We start from the raw sequence: 14,369 nt of genomic DNA on the forward strand, positions 1-14,369 counted from the left end.
GGCGGCGGACAACTGGAGCCGCACGGCGGCCGTGGTGCGCTTGAGGTCTCCCGTGGCGAGCAGGTCGAACGTGGCGCCGCGCAGCACGGCCAGGACCGCGGTGCGCCGGGCCAGGCCGTCCTCGGTGTCGCGGTCGGCCTCGGGCTGCGCGCGCCGCAGCACGTCCAGCCAGCCGGCCACGGTGGCGGCCGCGAAACCCGCCCATGGGCCGTCGCGGTCGAGCAGCGACCGCGCGTACGCCTCCACCCAGAGACGCAGCAGCGGGCGGTGCCGTTCGTCGCTGAGCCAGCCCCACAGGGTCTCGCCGACCGCGGCGAGGCCCTCGCCGTGCGCGCCGGCGAGCAGCGTGAGCTCGTCCTCCCGTGCCCGGTCGAGCAGCGCCCGCACCAGCCCGTCCTTGCTGCCGAACAGGAACAGCAGCACCCGCGGGCTGGACCCGATGGCGGCGGCGAGCGGGCGCAGCGACAGATCGGCCAGCCCGTGCTCGGTGACGTAGCCGTATGCCAGGTCCAATAGCTCGTTGCGCCGCGCCGTCGCCATGCCGCTAGTATGCCTAACTGAAACAGTCGTTTCAGTTGGCGGGATCAGGGGGAGGCCGCGATGATTCGCGAGGTGGGACAGCCCGGCGACCTGGGCTGGGTGATCAAGGCACACGGCGAGATGTACGCCGCGGAGTACGGCTTCAACGGCCACTTCGAGGCGCTCGCGGCGCAGATCGTGGCGGACTACGCCGCGAAGCACGACCCGGAACGGGAATCAGCCTGGATCGCCGAGATCGACGGCCGCCGGGTGGGCAGCGTCTTCTGCGTCGACGGGCACGACGGCGCCGCGGTGCTGCGGCTGCTGCTGCTCGACCCGGCCGCCCGCGGCCACGGGCTCGGCGGCCGGCTGGTCGACACGTGCGTGGAGTTCGCCCGCCGCAGCGGCTACGACCGGATGCGGCTGTGGACCCTGGACGCGCTGGTCGCGGCCCGGTCCATCTACCTCAAGCGGGGCTTCCGGCTGGTCGACGGCCGCCCGCACCGGGACTTCGGCGCCGATCTGATCGCCGAGACGTACGAGCTGGATCTCGGTTGAGCGCGCACAATCGGTAGCCATGCAGCCACTGAGCCCTTTTTCGCCGCCCGAGCCGCGCACCGAGGACGGCGTAGTCTGCTGGCGGGACGCCATCGTCGCTTCGCCGGAGGGCTTCCGCCCGCTCACCCTCGACCTGTTCCGCCCGGCCGCCGCCACCGGCGCCTGCCCGCTGATCATCTGGATCCACGGCGGTGCCTGGCTGTCCGGCACCAACAAGCGCGAGTCGCCGGAGCTGGCGCCGGCCCGGATCGGCGACCGGATCATCGCCGCCGGTTACGCACTCGCCCGGGTGACCTACCGGCTCAGCGGCGAGGCCGTGTTCCCGGCCCAGCTGCACGACGTGAAGGCCGCGGTGCGCTGGCTGCGGCACCACGCCGAGCCGCTGGGCCTCGACCCGGACCGGTTCGCGGTCTGGGGCGAGTCGGCCGGCGGGCACCTGGCCGCCCTGGTGGCGCTGACCGGCACCGCCGGCAGCCCGGACGCGGTGCAGGCCGGGGTTCTCTGGTACGCGCCCAGCAACCTGCTCAGCATGGACGCGCAGAACCATCCGCAGAGCCCGCTCGACCACAACGCGCCCGAGTCGCCGGAGAGCCGCCTGATCGGTGGCCCGGTGCAACTGCTGCCCGAGGAGGCGGCCACCGCCAGCCCGGTCACGTACGCGACCGCGGCCGCCCCGCCGCTGCTGCTGGTGCACGGCGACGACGACCGGGTGGTGCCCGACGGACAGACCCGCGAGCTGCACGAGCTGCTGGAGTCGCTGGGCGCCCCGGTCGAGCTGGAGATCGTGCCCGGCGCCGACCACTGCTTCACCGGCGGCGACCTGACCCCGCTGGTCGCCGACGGCCTGGAGTTCCTCGGCCGGTCGCTACCCGGCTAGCGCGTCCACCAGGCGCCGGGCCGAGCCGGCCAGGTTCCACCGCTCGGCCAGGGCCAGCAGCGCGTCCGGATCCTGCGGGGAGCGGGGGAGGGCCGGGTCGAAGCCGGGCAGCTTGACGTCCAGCGCGACCCGGCACACCGGCAGCGCCTTGAGCAGGTAGTCGCGGGAAGCGGCCAGCTTGGTGCGCACGCCCGGCGCGAACCCGGCGTCCGGGTCGTCCAGCGCGGCCAGGATCTCCTCCACGCCGCCGTACCGGGCGACCAGCCGGGCGGCCGTCTTCTCGCCGACGCCCGGCACGCCCGGCAGGCCGTCGCTCGGGTCGCCGCGCATCGCCGCGAAGTCCGCGTACCACCGGGCCGGGACGCCGTACTTGGCCTCGACCAGCGCGTTGTCGGCGTCCTCGAGCTTGGCCACGCCCCGCCCGCAGTACAGCAGCCGGGTGCCCCGCTCGTCGTCGACCAGCTGGAACAGGTCGCGGTCGCCGGACACCACCTCCACCGGCCCCGGCTGCGTCGCGGCCAGCGTGCCGAGCACGTCGTCCGCTTCGTACCCGTCCACGCCGAACGCCGGAATGCCGACCGCGGCCAGCACCTCGAGCAGGATCGGGACCTGCCGTTCGAGGGAGGCCGGCACCTCCTCGACGTCACCGTGCGCCACCCGGTGCCCCTTGTACGACGGCACCAGCGCGACCCGCCAGGCCGGCCGCCAGCTGGCGTCGAGCGCACACACGATCCGGTCCGGGTGCCGGGTGCGGATCAGCTGCGCGAGCATGTCCATGAACCCGCGCACCGCGTTGACGGCCTCGCCGGCACTGGTCTGCGCCGCCTTCTCCGGAATGCCGTGAAAGGCGCGAAAGTAGAGGCTGGGCGCGTCGACGGCGAGTAAGGGCTGTCCGGTCACCAAGACACACTAGCGTCCCCCATCCGACCCAAACGATCGTTAAGATGGGCGGGTGACGGTTGACCGCATCCTGCCCACCGAGGAAGCCCACGACCTCCTCGATCTCACCCACGACCTGGCCACCCGCGAGCTCGCCCCGAAGGCCGCCGACTTCGAGGCCCGCGGCGAGTTTCCCCGCGAGGTCTTGCGCACCCTGGGCCGCAGCGGGCTGTTGGGCCTGCCGTATCCCGAGTCCGACGGCGGGGCGGGTCAGCCGTACGAGGTCTATTTGCAGGTTTTGGAAGTGCTCGCCGGATCCTGGCTGGCCATTGCGGAAGCCGTCAGCGTGCACACCCTGTCCTGCTATCCGGTGTACGCCCACGGCTCCGAGCAGCAGCGCAAGATGCTGCCCGATCTGCTCGGCGGCGAATTGCTGGGCGCCTACTGCCTCTCCGAGCCCCAGGGCGGTTCCGACGCGGCCGCGCTGACCACGCGCGCGGTGCCCGACGGCGACGACTGGCTGGTCACCGGCGTCAAGGCCTGGATCACGCACGCCGGGCAGGCCGATTTCTACAACATTTTTTGCCGTACGGGTGGCCCCGGCGCGACGGGCATCTCGTGCCTGCTGGCCGACGCCGGCACGCCCGGCCTGCACCCGCAGAAGCCGGAACGCACCATGGGCCTGCGCTCGTCCGCGCCCGCCCAGGTGGTCCTCGAGGAGCTGCGCCTGCCCGCCGACCGCCTGGTCGGTGCGGCCGGAAGCGGTTTCCGGATCGCCATGGAGGCGCTGGACGCCGGCCGCCTCGGCATCGCCGCCTGCGCGGTCGGCCTGGCCCAGGCCGCCGTCGACTACGCGGCCGCCTACGCCAGGGAGCGCACCCAGTTCGGCAAGCCGATCGCCGCGTTCCAGGGCATCGGTTTCATGCTCGCCGACATGGCCACCCAGGTCTCCGCCGCCCGCGCCCTGATGCTCGCCGCGGCGAGGTTGAAGGACGCCGGCCGCCCGTTCTCGGTGGAGGCCGCGAAGGCCAAACTGTTCGCCACCGACGTGGCCATGAAGGTCACCACCGACGCCGTGCAGGTGCTGGGCGGCTACGGCTACGTGGCCGACCACCCCGCCGAGCGCTGGTTCCGCGAGGCCAAGGTGCTGCAGATCGTCGAGGGCACCAACCAAATCCAGCGCCTGGTGATCAGCCGCTCCCTGTAACTGTCACGCCGCCAAGTAGGGTGACGCCGTGGAAGAGATCGACCGCGCGATTGTCGCCGCCCTGACCGCGGACGGCCGCCTGTCCTACACGGACCTGGCCGAACGAGTGGGCCTCAGCGTCTCCGCCGTGCACCAGCGCGTCCGCCGCCTGGAACAGCGCGGCGTGATCTCCGGCTACACCGCCAGGGTCTCGTACGAGGCCCTGGAATTGCCGCTGACCGCTTTCGTGGCGATCCGCCCGTTCGACCCGTCCCAGCCCGACGACGCCCCCGACCGCCTGTCCCACCTGGCCGAGATCGACTCCTGCTACTCGGTGGCCGGCGAGGACTTCTACATGCTCCTGGTACGGGTGGCGAGCCCAGCAGACCTGGAACGCCTGCTACAGGAAATCCGAACCGCCGCCAACGTCACCACCCGCACCACGGTCGTCCTCTCCACCCCCTACGAAAACCGCCCCCCGCGCATGACCACCCCACCGGCCACCCCACCGGCCAACCAGCCTTCCGACCAGACCGCCGCAGCGCAGCGCTCCGCCGCCCATCCCTCCACCGCCCATCCCTCCACCGCCCATCCGGCCGCAGCGCAGCGGTCCACCGCCGGGCCTTCCGCCTAGCCCGCCTCCGCCCAACGGGTCCACCGCCGGACCCTCCGCCCAGCCCGTTTCCGCCCAGCCCGTTTCCGCCCAGCGCACCCCGCGCAGCTCAGCGCTCCTCCGCCCGGCCCGCTGCCCAGCCTCCGTCCAAACCTAGCTTCCTAGGACGCCCAAGGCGGTGTGACGGTCGTCCGCGGGTCGGGCTCCAGCTGGGAAAGGAACGCACCCGAGCCCGACGACTTGCCGAGTTGCTGTTCCACACTCCTGGCACGCGGGGCGGCAGCCACCCCGACCTCCCACGGCCGTGCCATGGCCGCCACCCGGACCCCGTACGCCGAGTGCCGGGCGGCCGCCACCCGGACCACCCGCGGCCCGCCGCTCGCCGCATCCCTCCGGCCGAGCCGGGCGGCACCCGGCCCCGACCACCTACGGCCCAGTGCCACGCCCACCCAGCGCCCCGGCGGCAGCCGGAGTCAGGGCCGCGCCCTACCCCAGATCCGCCCGCACGCACTCCGTCACATAGGGCAGCGAAAACTCCGTCCTCCCCACCAACTGCGGATGCGTGGCCACCAGCCTTCGCACCTCGCCCAGCACCGCGGCCTTCTCATCCGGCGGCAGCAGGATCACCCCGCTCCGGGAAGCCACCAGATCCATCAGGGTCTCCGCCCCCAGCGTCGAGGTCCACGCGAACCGCGCCGTCGAAACCGCACCGAACGGCGCCCCCACCACCGTCTCCTCCCGCGGCTCGCTCCCGATGATCTCGCCCAGCCGGCGGACCCAGTCGCACGTCTCGTCGCGGATGTTCCACAGCAGACCCAGCCGGCCGCCGGGGGCGAGGACGCGCGCCACCTCGGGCACCGCCCGCACCGGATCGACCCAGTGCCACGCCTGCGCGACCAGCACCGCGTCGGCCGAGGCGTCGGGGAGCGGGATGGATTCCGCCGAGCCGACCACCGCGGTCGCGGCCGGCACCGCGCTGGACAGCACGGCCAGCATCTCGGGGCTGGGATCCACCGCGGTCACCGCCAGCCCGCGAGCCCACAACGAGCGGCTGAGTTTTCCCGTACCGGCACCCAGGTCGACCACCCGGCGCCGGCCCTCGGGCAGCAACCAGTCGAGGGCGGCCGCGGGGTAGCCGGGCCGCCCGCGGTCGTAGGTCGCCGCCACCGGACCGAACGACTTCGCATGATCATTCATAAACCCAGTATCCTAGGATGCTCTACGCGGTGTGTGCCACGGCCCTGGCGAAAGGGGAGCGATTTGTTTCAGGAACGAGCCCTTCGGGCACCAATCTGAGAGAAGTCAAGAGCCATGGAGGGTTGACGATGAGCTTCACTGACAAGGTCAAGAACGAGGCCGAGGAGCTGACCGGCAAGGCGAAGCAGGCCGTCGGCCGTGCCACCGACAACGAGCGGCTCGTGGCCGAGGGGCAGGCGCAGGAGTCGGCCGCCGAGGCCCGCAAGGCCGGTGAGCACGTCAAGGACGCCGGTAAGAACGTCCGGGACGCGTTCAGCTAAATCGAGACAGACAAAGGGCCGGCCCGGTGTCCCGGGCCGGCCCTTTGCACCCCAGAGGAGAAACGGCTCAGTCGGACGCGATCTGCTTCTGCCACCAGTCCTGGCCGGACTGCGGCAGCGTGTCGATCGGGTCGTAGTAGGCGAACAGCTTGTTCAGCGCCTCGTCGTCGTCCTGTTCGATCGAGGTGCGGTAGTTCTTGGTCCAGTACGAGATGCCGTGTTCGCGGTCGTACTCGGACACCATGTGCACCCACCGCTTGCCGACGAACGGCACGTCGCAGACGATCCGCGGGGTGGCGTAGCCGGGCAGGTAGCCCATCATGTCGTGCTGCAACTGCTGGGCGTACCAGACCGGCACCCGCCAGTGCTCGGCGTTGGGGATCATGTCGCACATGTAGAAGTAGTACGGCAGGATGCCCGCCTCGCCCTGCAGCGCGAAGCACAGGTCGAGCAGGTCGGCGGTGGTCGCGTTCACCCCGCGCATGAGCACGCCCTGGTTGCGCACGTCGCGCACGCCCACGTCGAGCAGGGTCTGCGCCGCCTTGGCCACCAGCGGGGTCAGCGAGTTCACGTGGTTGACGTGGGTGTGCACCGCGAGGTTGACGCCGCGCCGGGACGCCGTGATCGCGACCCGGTGCAGGCCCTCCACCACGTCGTCCTGCAGCCAGTGCTGAGGCAGCCCCGCCAGGGCCTTGGTCGCCAGCCGGATGTCGCGCACGGTCGGCACTGACAAAAGGCCCATGAGGTACGCCTCGAGCTGGCGCCACGGGACATTCGCCACATCCCCGCCGGAGACGACCACGTCGCGCACCCCGGGATGGGCCTTCAAATACGAAAGGTGGGCGTCGTACCGGTCCACGGGTTTGAGGGACAACCGCAGCTTGTCGACCGCCGGCGTGCTGTTGCCGACCAGGTCCATCCGGGTGCAGTGGCCGCAGTACTGCGGGCAGGTCGCGAGCAGTTCGGCCAGCACCTTGGTGGGGTAGCGGTGGGTGAGTCCCTCGGCCACCCACATGTCGTGCTCGTGCAGCGAGTCGCGGGTGGCGTGCGGGTGCGACGGCCAGTCGAGGTGCCGGTCGGTGGCGACCGGGAGCATGTAGCGCCGGATCGGGTCGGCGTAGAAGGCGTCCGTGTCCGGGACCCGGTCGGGCACCATGGTGTTGAGCATCTGCGGCGGGAGCAGCATCGACATGGTGGCCAGGCGCTGCTGGTCGGTCTCCAGGTCGGTGTAGAAGCGTTCGTCGAGCAGGTCGCCCAGGACGGCGCGCAGCTGCTTCACGTTCTTCACGCAGTTGACCCGCTGCCACTGCGCGGACTCCCACTGGGCCGCGGTGACGTCGCCCCAGCCGGGGAACCGGGTCCAGTCCGGCTCGGCCAGGGGTCGGCGCCGGTAGTCGTACGGCTGGCCGGCGGGCGCGGTCATCGGGACCTCCACACGTTGGGGAGCTCCCACCGTACTGGATAATTTCCGGTCTAGAAACAGATAGGCCGTAGGATTTACGGTGTGACGACATGATCAGGGGAAGATGGGGTTTCTGTGATGGATGAGGTCGGGCTGCGCCGGGTGCTCGAGCCGGCCGGGGTGCTGCCGCAGGCGGCGTGGCGCCTGGACGCCCGCCCGGAGATCGCCGCGGACGAGGTGCGGATCCGGGTGGAACGCCTCAATCTGGATGCCGCGAGCTTCCGTCAGCTGGCCGACAAGCACGGCGGCGACGGCGACGCGGTCCGCGCCGAGGTGCTCGGCATCGTCGCGGCCCGGGGCAAGATGCACAACCCGGTGACCGGTTCGGGCGGCATGCTGATCGGCGTGGTCGACGCGGTCGGCCCGGCGTCGCCGCTGCCGGTCAAGGCGGGCGACCGGGTGGCCACCCTGGTGTCGCTGACCCTGACGCCGCTGCGGATCACCGACGGGCTGGCCGGCTGGGACGGCAGGTCCGAGCAGGTGCCGGCCGAGGGCACCGCGGTCCTGTTCGCCCGCTCGGTGGTGGCGGTGCTGCCCGACGACCTGCCGCCCGAGCTGGCGCTGGCCGTCTTCGACGTGTGCGGCGCCCCGGCGCTGACCGACCGGGTGGTGCGCGAGTACGAGGGCACCCCGGCGGTCGCGGTTCTCGGCGGTGCCGGCAAGAGCGGCTCGCTGTCGCTGACCGCGGCGCGGCTGGCCGGCGCCCGTACGGCCGGGATCGTGCCCACCGAGGCGGAGGCCGCGACCCTGCGGGCGGCCGGCCTCGCGGACGTGGTGGCGGTGGCCGACGCGCGCGATCCGGTGGCGGTGTCGGCGGCCGTGTCCGGTGCGCTGGGCGGCCCGGCGACGGTGACCGTGGTGTGTGTGGACGTGCCGGGCTGCGAGCACGGTGCGATCCTGGCCACGGCGTCCGGCGGCACCGTGGTGTTCTTCTCGATGGCGACCAGCTTCCCGGCGGCGGCGCTCGGTGCCGAGGGGCTGGCCGCCGACGTGACGATGCTCATCGGCAACGGCTACGTGCCTGGTCACGCGGAGTTCGCCGTCGATCTGCTGCGCCGGGTCCCGGCGGTCCGGGCACTTTTCGAGGCGCGGGTCGCGAGAGACTGACCGGCATGAACGCAACCCCCTCTGTTCTGTACGCCGACGGCCGCTTCTACTCCGCCGCCGACCCGCGGGCGACCGCCATGCTGGTCCGCGACGGACGCATAGCCTGGCTGGGCGCGACCGCCGACGCCCCGTCCGCCGACCGGCGGGTGGATCTGGACGGCGCGCTGGTCACCCCGGCCTTTGTGGACGCGCACCTGCACGCGACCGACACCGGCCTGGCGTTCGACGGTCTCGACCTGTCCGGCACCCGGTCGGCGGCCGAGTTGCTGGACGCGGTGGCGGCGTTCGCGGCGACCCGCCCGGCGGACGGTGTGGTGCACGGGCACGGCTGGGACGAGTCGACCTGGCCCGAGCAGACCCCGCCGGGTGCAGCGGAGCTGGAGCGGGCGGCGGCCGGTCGCCGGGTCTACCTGTCGCAGGCCTCGGTGCACTCGGCCCTCGCGTCGACGTCACTGCTGGGTGCGGCGGAGGGTGTCGCTGGGTTCGACGCTTCCGGCTGGGTGCGGGAGCAGGCCCATCATGCGGTACGCGCGGTCGCGCTGGGTGCCCTGACGCCGGCCCAGCGGACCGCGGCGCAGCGGACGGCGTTGACGAAGGCGGCGTCGATGGGCATCGCGGCGGTGCACGAGTGCGCCGGCCCCGGCACGTCGAGCGAGGCGGATTTCGCGTCGGTGCTGGCGCTGTCCGGCCAGGGACTGCCGCGGGTGTTCGGCTACTGGGGTGAGCTGGGCGGTGCCGCGAAGGCGCGCGAGCTGGGCGCGGTCGGCGCGGCCGGCGACCTGTACGCGGACGGCGCGCTGGGCTCCCGGACCGCGTCGCTGCGGCACCCGTACCACGACGGCGGGGGTGGCTGCGGCGAGGCGTTCGTGACCGCGGAGCAGGCCGCCGAGCATCTGCTGGACTGCATGCTGGTGGGTGTGCAGGGCGGTTTCCACGCCATCGGCGACGCGGCCATCGCGACGGTCCTGGAGGGTTTCGCGCTGGCCGCGAAGGTGGTCGGGGTGGAGGCGGTACGCGACGGCGGGCACCGCATCGAGCACGTCGAGCTGATCGACAAGGCGATGATCGCGCGGATGGTCGAGTTCGGCGTGATCGCGTCGGTGCAGCCGGTGTTCGACGCGCTGTGGGGCGGCACCGACCGGATGTACGCGCAGCGCCTGGGCGTGGAGCGGGCGCTGGCCAGCAACCCGATCGGTCAGATGCACGCGACCGGGGTGCTGCTGGCGTTCGGCTCGGACTCGCCGGTGACCGCGCTGGACCCGTGGTCGGTGGTGGTGGCCGCCGCGGCGCCGCGCAACCCGGTGCACCGGATGAGCGTGCGGGCCGCGTTCGCCGCCTCGACCCGGGGCGGCTGGCGCGCCGCCGGCGTCGACGGCGTGGGCGTGCTGGCGCCGGGTGCCGGCGCGACGTTCGCGGTCTGGGACACCCCGGCCGGCACCAGCGGCGGCCTGCCGGTGCTGCTGCCGGAGCCGGACGCCGAGCCCCCGGCCCGCCCGGCGTGCCGCCGGACGGTCCTGGCCGGCGAGACGATCTACGAAGCGTGAGGTGAGCGATGACCGTGGCCAGGAAGCTGGATCTCGACCCGCGGGTGGTGCGCAAGGCGCGCCGGCTCGCGGCCCGGGCGGGCCGTCCCGTGGTCGATCTGGCCCGGTCGCACACCACCGTTTCGGTCGAGCGGGCCGTGCTGCGCCTGGCCGGCGTGCGCGGCGCCGACCCGGACGGCATCCCGTGGGTGAACCGCCTGGTCGACGCGGTCCGTGAGGATGCCGGGCTGGGGCACGGCGTGGCGGTGCCGGTCTTCCACGCGATGCGGTCGACGGGCGTGGACGACGTGACGGTGCTGGCCCAGAAGGCCGCCGCGGGTGCGGTGCGTTTCGTCGTACCGCCGAAGAAAGCGGAAGCCCTCGCGGCCAGGAGGGCCGCACGCCGGGCGGCCAACGACGGCGTGCGCGTGATCGACCGGCGCCGCGCCGAGCGGGAAAGACTGATCAGGCGGCACGGTGACCCGGAGCAGCGCCCGTGGATCTATCTGATCGTCGCGACCGGCGACATCCATGAGGACATTCCGCAGGCGCAGGCGGCGGCCCGGGCGGGCGCCGACGTGATCGCGGTGATCCGGTCGACCGGCCAGAGCCTGCTCGACTACGTGCCGGAGGGCGCCACCAGGGAGGGTTTCGCCGGCACCTACGCGACCCAGGAGAATTTCCGGCTGATGCGCGCGGCCCTGGATGAGACGTCCAAGGAGCTGGGCCGGTACGTGCGGCTGACCAACTACGCGTCCGGCCTGTGCATGCCGGAGATCGCCGCGCTGGCCGGCCTGGAGCGCCTGGACATGATGCTGAACGACTCGATGTACGGCATCCTGTTCCGCGACATCAACCCGATCCGCACCTTCGTCGACCAGCGCTTCTCCCGCCAGGTGCACGCCCGGGCCGGCATCATCATCAACACCGGCGAGGACAACTACCTGACCACGGCGGACGCGGTCGAGGCCGCCCACACCGTCACGGTGTCCCAGCTGCTCAACGAGTTCTTCGCGCACGAGGCCGGCCTGGCCGACTGGCAGCTGGGCCTGGGCCACGCGTTCGAGATCAACCCCGACCTGCCGGACTCGTTCCGCCTGGAGCTGGCGCACGCGCTGCTGGCCCGCGAGCTGTTCCCCGACGCCCCGCTCAAATGGATGCCGCCCACCAAGCACATGACCGGCGACGTGTTCCGCGGCAACCTGCTGGACGGCTTCTTCAACCTGGCCGGCGCCCTGACCGGCCAGGGCATCCTGCTGGTCGGCATGATGACGGAGGCGGTGGTGACGCCGTGGCTGTCCGACCGCGACATAGCACTGCAGAACGTCCGCTACGTGCTGACCGGAGCCGGCCGTCTGCACGAGGATTTCGTCCCGGCCCCGGGCGGCTTCATCCAGCAGCGCGCCCACCAGGTCCTGGCCGAGGCGGTGGACCTGCTGGAACGCATGGTCGACGACACGCTGCTCAACGCGATAGCCGACGGAACCTTCGGCATCATGAAACGCCCGGCCGACCGGGGCCGGGGTCTGGACGGCGTGGCAAAGCACGACGAGGACTACTACAACCCGGTGACCGAGGCCCTGGAGGCGGCCCGATGACGATCATTCGGCCGTACGGGGACACCACCGGGGACGGGATGGTGCAGCTTTCGTTCACGCTGCCGGTTCCGCACGACAAACGGGCCGAGGGGGCCGCGCTGCAACTCGCCGGCAAGATGGGCATGGAGCCGGCGCTGCTCGTGCACGCCAAGCCGATGGGGGACGGGTTCACGTTCTTCGTGGTCTACGGCAAGGTGGCGCACCTCGTCGACACCGAGCAGGTGCAGGTGGTCGAGCGCGACTTCCCGCTGCTGTCGCCCAAGGAGGTCAACGCCGCGATCCGGCGGCGGCTGCGGCGGCGGCTCACCGTGGTCGGCGCGTGCATCGGGACGGACGCGCACACGGTGGGCATCGACGCGATCCTCAACCTCAAGGGCGTCGCGGGGGAGAAGGGTCTCGAGTATTACCGGGAGCTGTCGGTGACCAACATGGGCGCCCAGGTGTCCGTGCCCGATCTGGTGGAGACTGCCCGGCAGCAGCGGGCGGACGCCGTACTCGTCTCGCAGGTGGTCACCCAGCGCGACGCCCACCTGCAGAACACCCGCGCCATGTCGGCGGCCTTCCGTGAGGCGCTGCCGGCCGGCAAGCGGCCGCTGCTGATCGTCGGCGGGCCGCGGTTCGACGAGTTGATGGCCGGCGAGCTCGGCGTCGACCGGATCTTCGGGCGGGGCACCACCCCGCGTGAGGTCGCCTCGTACCTTGTCCACGCGCTTGCCGGGAGCCCCGCATGATCACCGTGACGCATCGCCGCTACGTTCCGTACTCGCACGCCCATTACGCCGGCAACCTGGTCGACGGCGCGTATTCGCTCGGCCTGTTCGGCGACGTCGCCACCGAGGTGTGCATCCGGCTCGACGGGGACGAGGGTCTGTTCGCCTCCTACGACGACGTGCAGTTCCGGGCCCCGGTGCAGGCCGGCGACGTCCTGGAGATCACCGCGACCGTGGTCCGGATGGGCCACCGGTCCCGGCAGATCGCGTTCGAGTCGCGGGTGGTCTGCCGGGGCACGGGTGGCTCCGCCGCGGAGGTCCTGGACGAGCCGATCGTCGCGGTGACGGCCTCCGGTACGGTCGTCGTGCCCCCGAAAGCGTGACCGCCGCCGTCTGCGTCGACGTCGGGTCCACGTACACCAAATCCTGTCGCATTGATCTTGACACCGGCACCATGCTCGCCCGGGCCGAGGTGCCCACCACCAGCGCGACCGACGTCCTGGCCGGGCTGGATGCCGCCGTCGCGGCCGTCGGGGGCAGACCCAGGGAGCAGCGGTACGTGTGCTCGTCGGCGGGTGGTGGGCTGCGGCTCGCGGTGATCGGGTACGAGGAACTCGTCACCGCGGAGGCCGGGCACCGGGTCGGGTTGTCGGCGGGCGCCCAGGTCGTGCACGTGGCGGCCGGCCCGCTGGACGGCCGGGGGATCGCCGCGCTGCGCGCCGCGCGACCGGACGTGCTGCTGCTGGTCGGCGGCACCGACGGCGGCGACGCGGAGGTCCTGCTGCACAACGCCCGCCGGCTGGCCACCGCCCGGCTGCGGCTGCCGGTGGTCCTGGCCGGCAACGCCGACGCCCGGGCGGACGCCGAGGCGGTGCTCACCGGGCGCCGCGTCCCCGTGACGGTGACCGAAAACGTTCTGCCCCGGATCGGCGTCCTCGACCCCGGCCCGGCCCGCGCCGCCATCCGCGACGTCTTCCTCCGGCACGTGATCGGTGGCAAGCGCCTGTCGAAGGGCGGCCGGTTCGCGTCGCTGGTCCGGGCCGCCACCCCCGACGCGGTGCTGGCCGGCGTGGAACTGCTCGCCGACCTGACCGGCGCCGGCGTGCTCGTGGTCGACGTGGGCGGAGCCACCACCGACGTGTATTCGGCCCTGCTACCGGACGCGGAGAGCGAGTCGGGGCCGCGCCGGGACGTGGCGGGCACCCTCTGGCGGTCCCGGACCGTGGAGGGCGATCTCGGCGTGGCGGCCGGTGCGGCCGGAACTGTGTCGGCCGCCACAACCGAGAAGGTGACCCTGCCGAAGTTGGCACTTCCGGATTCCGGACAGGTTCCGACGGCGGAGCGTGATCGGGAGCTGGCCGCCGCGGCCGCCGTGATCGCCCTGCGACGGCACGCCCGGGGTCACTCTCCGGGGCCGGGCCGTCCCCGTACGAAAGGGCGTGACCTGCGCGAGGTCCGCCTCGTGGTGGGCTCGGGCGGGGTGCTCCGGCACGGCGGCGGCGCGTATGTCCTGGATTCCGCACTGTCTGACATTGCCGGTGGCTGGGTGCCGCCGGCGGCCGCCCGGACCGTGGTCGACGAGCGGTACGTCCTCGCCGCGGCCGGCCTGCTGGCCATTGATCACCGTTTGGCCGCGGTCGCCCTGTTGAACACGCTGTAACCCGATCGGGTACGGGACATGACACGCCGAGGAACGCGACACGCCCAAGCGTGGGACCGGTGGTTGACAGGCGGGCGGGGGACGGACGTACGGTCTTCGAGTCCTAGGCACGGCAAGCGAGAGTTGTTCGCTTCGTCCCTTCGCCCACTGGCCGCAGTCC

14 protein-coding genes and 1 pseudogene are annotated in these 14,369 nt (G+C 72.4%); 11 read left to right on the plus strand and 4 right to left on the minus strand.

The window, feature by feature from the left end; all coding sequences use genetic code 11:
- Window positions 1-540 (minus strand): TetR/AcrR family transcriptional regulator (locus Ari01nite_RS30615; RefSeq protein ID WP_203785697.1); only part of this gene is annotated, 540 nt, incomplete at its 3' end.
- A 60-nt stretch (window positions 541-600) separates the two neighbouring features.
- Between Ari01nite_RS30615 and Ari01nite_RS30620 the strand changes: the two genes are divergently transcribed.
- Window positions 601-1,077 (plus strand): GNAT family N-acetyltransferase, encoded by a 477-nt coding sequence (locus tag Ari01nite_RS30620; RefSeq protein WP_203785698.1) that lies wholly within the window; start codon window positions 601-603, stop codon window positions 1,075-1,077.
- A 19-nt stretch (window positions 1,078-1,096) separates the two neighbouring features.
- Window positions 1,097-1,954, plus strand: coding sequence for an alpha/beta hydrolase (locus tag Ari01nite_RS30625; RefSeq protein WP_203785699.1), 858 nt, complete (start codon window positions 1,097-1,099; stop codon window positions 1,952-1,954).
- Here Ari01nite_RS30625 and Ari01nite_RS30630 read toward each other — a convergent pair.
- The gene (locus tag Ari01nite_RS30630; protein WP_203785700.1) at window positions 1,943-2,857 is read right to left on the minus strand and encodes a 5'-3' exonuclease; all 915 of its coding nucleotides are present in this window, start codon (window positions 2,855-2,857) and stop codon (window positions 1,943-1,945) included. The two genes, Ari01nite_RS30625 and Ari01nite_RS30630, sit on opposite strands and share 12 nt — an antisense overlap.
- Before the next feature lie 49 nt (window positions 2,858-2,906).
- Between Ari01nite_RS30630 and Ari01nite_RS30635 the strand changes: the two genes are divergently transcribed.
- Together Ari01nite_RS30635 and Ari01nite_RS30640 are read left to right on the plus strand one after the other, a co-directional pair.
- The gene (locus tag Ari01nite_RS30635; protein ID WP_203785701.1) at window positions 2,907-4,040 is read left to right on the plus strand and encodes an acyl-CoA dehydrogenase family protein; all 1,134 of its coding nucleotides are present in this window, start codon (window positions 2,907-2,909) and stop codon (window positions 4,038-4,040) included.
- A 28-nt stretch (window positions 4,041-4,068) separates the two neighbouring features.
- Window positions 4,069-4,509: pseudogene (locus Ari01nite_RS30640) on the plus strand (Lrp/AsnC family transcriptional regulator); the annotation flags it as partial.
- Between the two features lie 609 nt (window positions 4,510-5,118).
- On the opposite strand, the gene Ari01nite_RS30645 reads toward Ari01nite_RS30640, so the two are convergent.
- Window positions 5,119-5,829 carry a class I SAM-dependent methyltransferase gene (locus tag Ari01nite_RS30645; protein WP_203785702.1) on the minus strand — a complete coding sequence of 237 codons (711 nt, stop codon included), beginning with the start codon at window positions 5,827-5,829 and terminating at the stop codon, window positions 5,119-5,121.
- A 128-nt stretch (window positions 5,830-5,957) separates the two neighbouring features.
- Between Ari01nite_RS30645 and Ari01nite_RS30650 the strand changes: the two genes are divergently transcribed.
- Window positions 5,958-6,149: a CsbD family protein gene (locus tag Ari01nite_RS30650; protein ID WP_203785703.1), complete on the plus strand. Its 192-nt coding sequence runs from the start codon at window positions 5,958-5,960 to the stop codon at window positions 6,147-6,149.
- A gap of 67 nt (window positions 6,150-6,216) precedes the next feature.
- Here the strand turns inward: Ari01nite_RS30650 and Ari01nite_RS30655 are convergent, their stop codons facing one another.
- On the minus strand, window positions 6,217-7,572 hold the full coding sequence (locus Ari01nite_RS30655) for a KamA family radical SAM protein (protein WP_203785704.1): 1,356 nt from the start codon (window positions 7,570-7,572) through the stop codon (window positions 6,217-6,219).
- 117 nt (window positions 7,573-7,689) lie between these two features.
- On the opposite strand from Ari01nite_RS30655, the gene kdd reads away from it, so the two are divergent.
- The 6 genes from kdd to Ari01nite_RS30685 are packed head-to-tail and all read left to right on the plus strand — an operon-like array spanning window position 7,690 to window position 14,209.
- Window positions 7,690-8,718 (plus strand): L-erythro-3,5-diaminohexanoate dehydrogenase, encoded by a 1,029-nt coding sequence (kdd, locus tag Ari01nite_RS30660; protein ID WP_203785705.1) that lies wholly within the window; start codon window positions 7,690-7,692, stop codon window positions 8,716-8,718.
- A 5-nt stretch (window positions 8,719-8,723) separates the two neighbouring features.
- A complete protein-coding gene (locus Ari01nite_RS30665; RefSeq protein WP_203785706.1) occupies window positions 8,724-10,262 on the plus strand; it encodes an amidohydrolase in 1,539 nt (512 codons plus the stop codon).
- A gap of 14 nt (window positions 10,263-10,276) precedes the next feature.
- Window positions 10,277-11,839, plus strand: coding sequence for a lysine 5,6-aminomutase subunit alpha (gene kamD, locus Ari01nite_RS30670; protein WP_203785857.1), 1,563 nt, complete (start codon window positions 10,277-10,279; stop codon window positions 11,837-11,839).
- Window positions 11,836-12,570 carry a lysine 5,6-aminomutase subunit beta gene (gene kamE / locus Ari01nite_RS30675; RefSeq protein ID WP_203785707.1) on the plus strand — a complete coding sequence of 245 codons (735 nt, stop codon included), beginning with the start codon at window positions 11,836-11,838 and terminating at the stop codon, window positions 12,568-12,570. The genes kamD and kamE overlap by 4 nt, the downstream gene beginning before the upstream one ends.
- Window positions 12,567-12,932 (plus strand): 3-aminobutyryl-CoA ammonia lyase, encoded by a 366-nt coding sequence (gene kal, locus Ari01nite_RS30680; protein WP_203785708.1) that lies wholly within the window; start codon window positions 12,567-12,569, stop codon window positions 12,930-12,932. Before kamE ends, kal begins: the two co-directional genes overlap by 4 nt.
- Entirely contained in the window at window positions 12,929-14,209 is a 1,281-nt protein-coding gene (locus Ari01nite_RS30685; protein WP_203785709.1) for a glutamate mutase L, read from the plus strand. Before kal ends, Ari01nite_RS30685 begins: the two co-directional genes overlap by 4 nt.
- The last annotated feature ends 160 nt before the right edge of the window (window positions 14,210-14,369 follow it).

Source organism: Paractinoplanes rishiriensis (genome assembly GCF_016862375.1).
GTDB lineage: Bacteria > Actinomycetota > Actinomycetes > Mycobacteriales > Micromonosporaceae > Actinoplanes > Actinoplanes rishiriensis.

What these genes read in the sequence shown, in the direction of transcription:
- Ari01nite_RS30620 (WP_203785698.1), top strand. Translation starts at nt 601, where the DNA reads ATGATTCGCGAGGTGGGACAGCCCGGCGACCTGGGCTGGGTGATCAAG.
- Ari01nite_RS30625 (WP_203785699.1), top strand. Translation starts at nt 1,097, where the DNA reads ATGCAGCCACTGAGCCCTTTTTCGCCGCCCGAGCCGCGCACCGAGGAC.
- Ari01nite_RS30645 (WP_203785702.1), bottom strand. Translation starts at nt 5,829, where the DNA reads ATGAATGATCATGCGAAGTCGTTCGGTCCGGTGGCGGCGACCTACGAC.
- Ari01nite_RS30650 (WP_203785703.1), top strand. Translation starts at nt 5,958, where the DNA reads ATGAGCTTCACTGACAAGGTCAAGAACGAGGCCGAGGAGCTGACCGGC.
- Ari01nite_RS30655 (WP_203785704.1), bottom strand. Translation starts at nt 7,572, where the DNA reads ATGACCGCGCCCGCCGGCCAGCCGTACGACTACCGGCGCCGACCCCTG.
- kdd (WP_203785705.1), top strand. Translation starts at nt 7,690, where the DNA reads ATGGATGAGGTCGGGCTGCGCCGGGTGCTCGAGCCGGCCGGGGTGCTG.
- Ari01nite_RS30665 (WP_203785706.1), top strand. Translation starts at nt 8,724, where the DNA reads ATGAACGCAACCCCCTCTGTTCTGTACGCCGACGGCCGCTTCTACTCC.
- kamE (WP_203785707.1), top strand. Translation starts at nt 11,836, where the DNA reads ATGACGATCATTCGGCCGTACGGGGACACCACCGGGGACGGGATGGTG.
- kal (WP_203785708.1), top strand. Translation starts at nt 12,567, where the DNA reads ATGATCACCGTGACGCATCGCCGCTACGTTCCGTACTCGCACGCCCAT.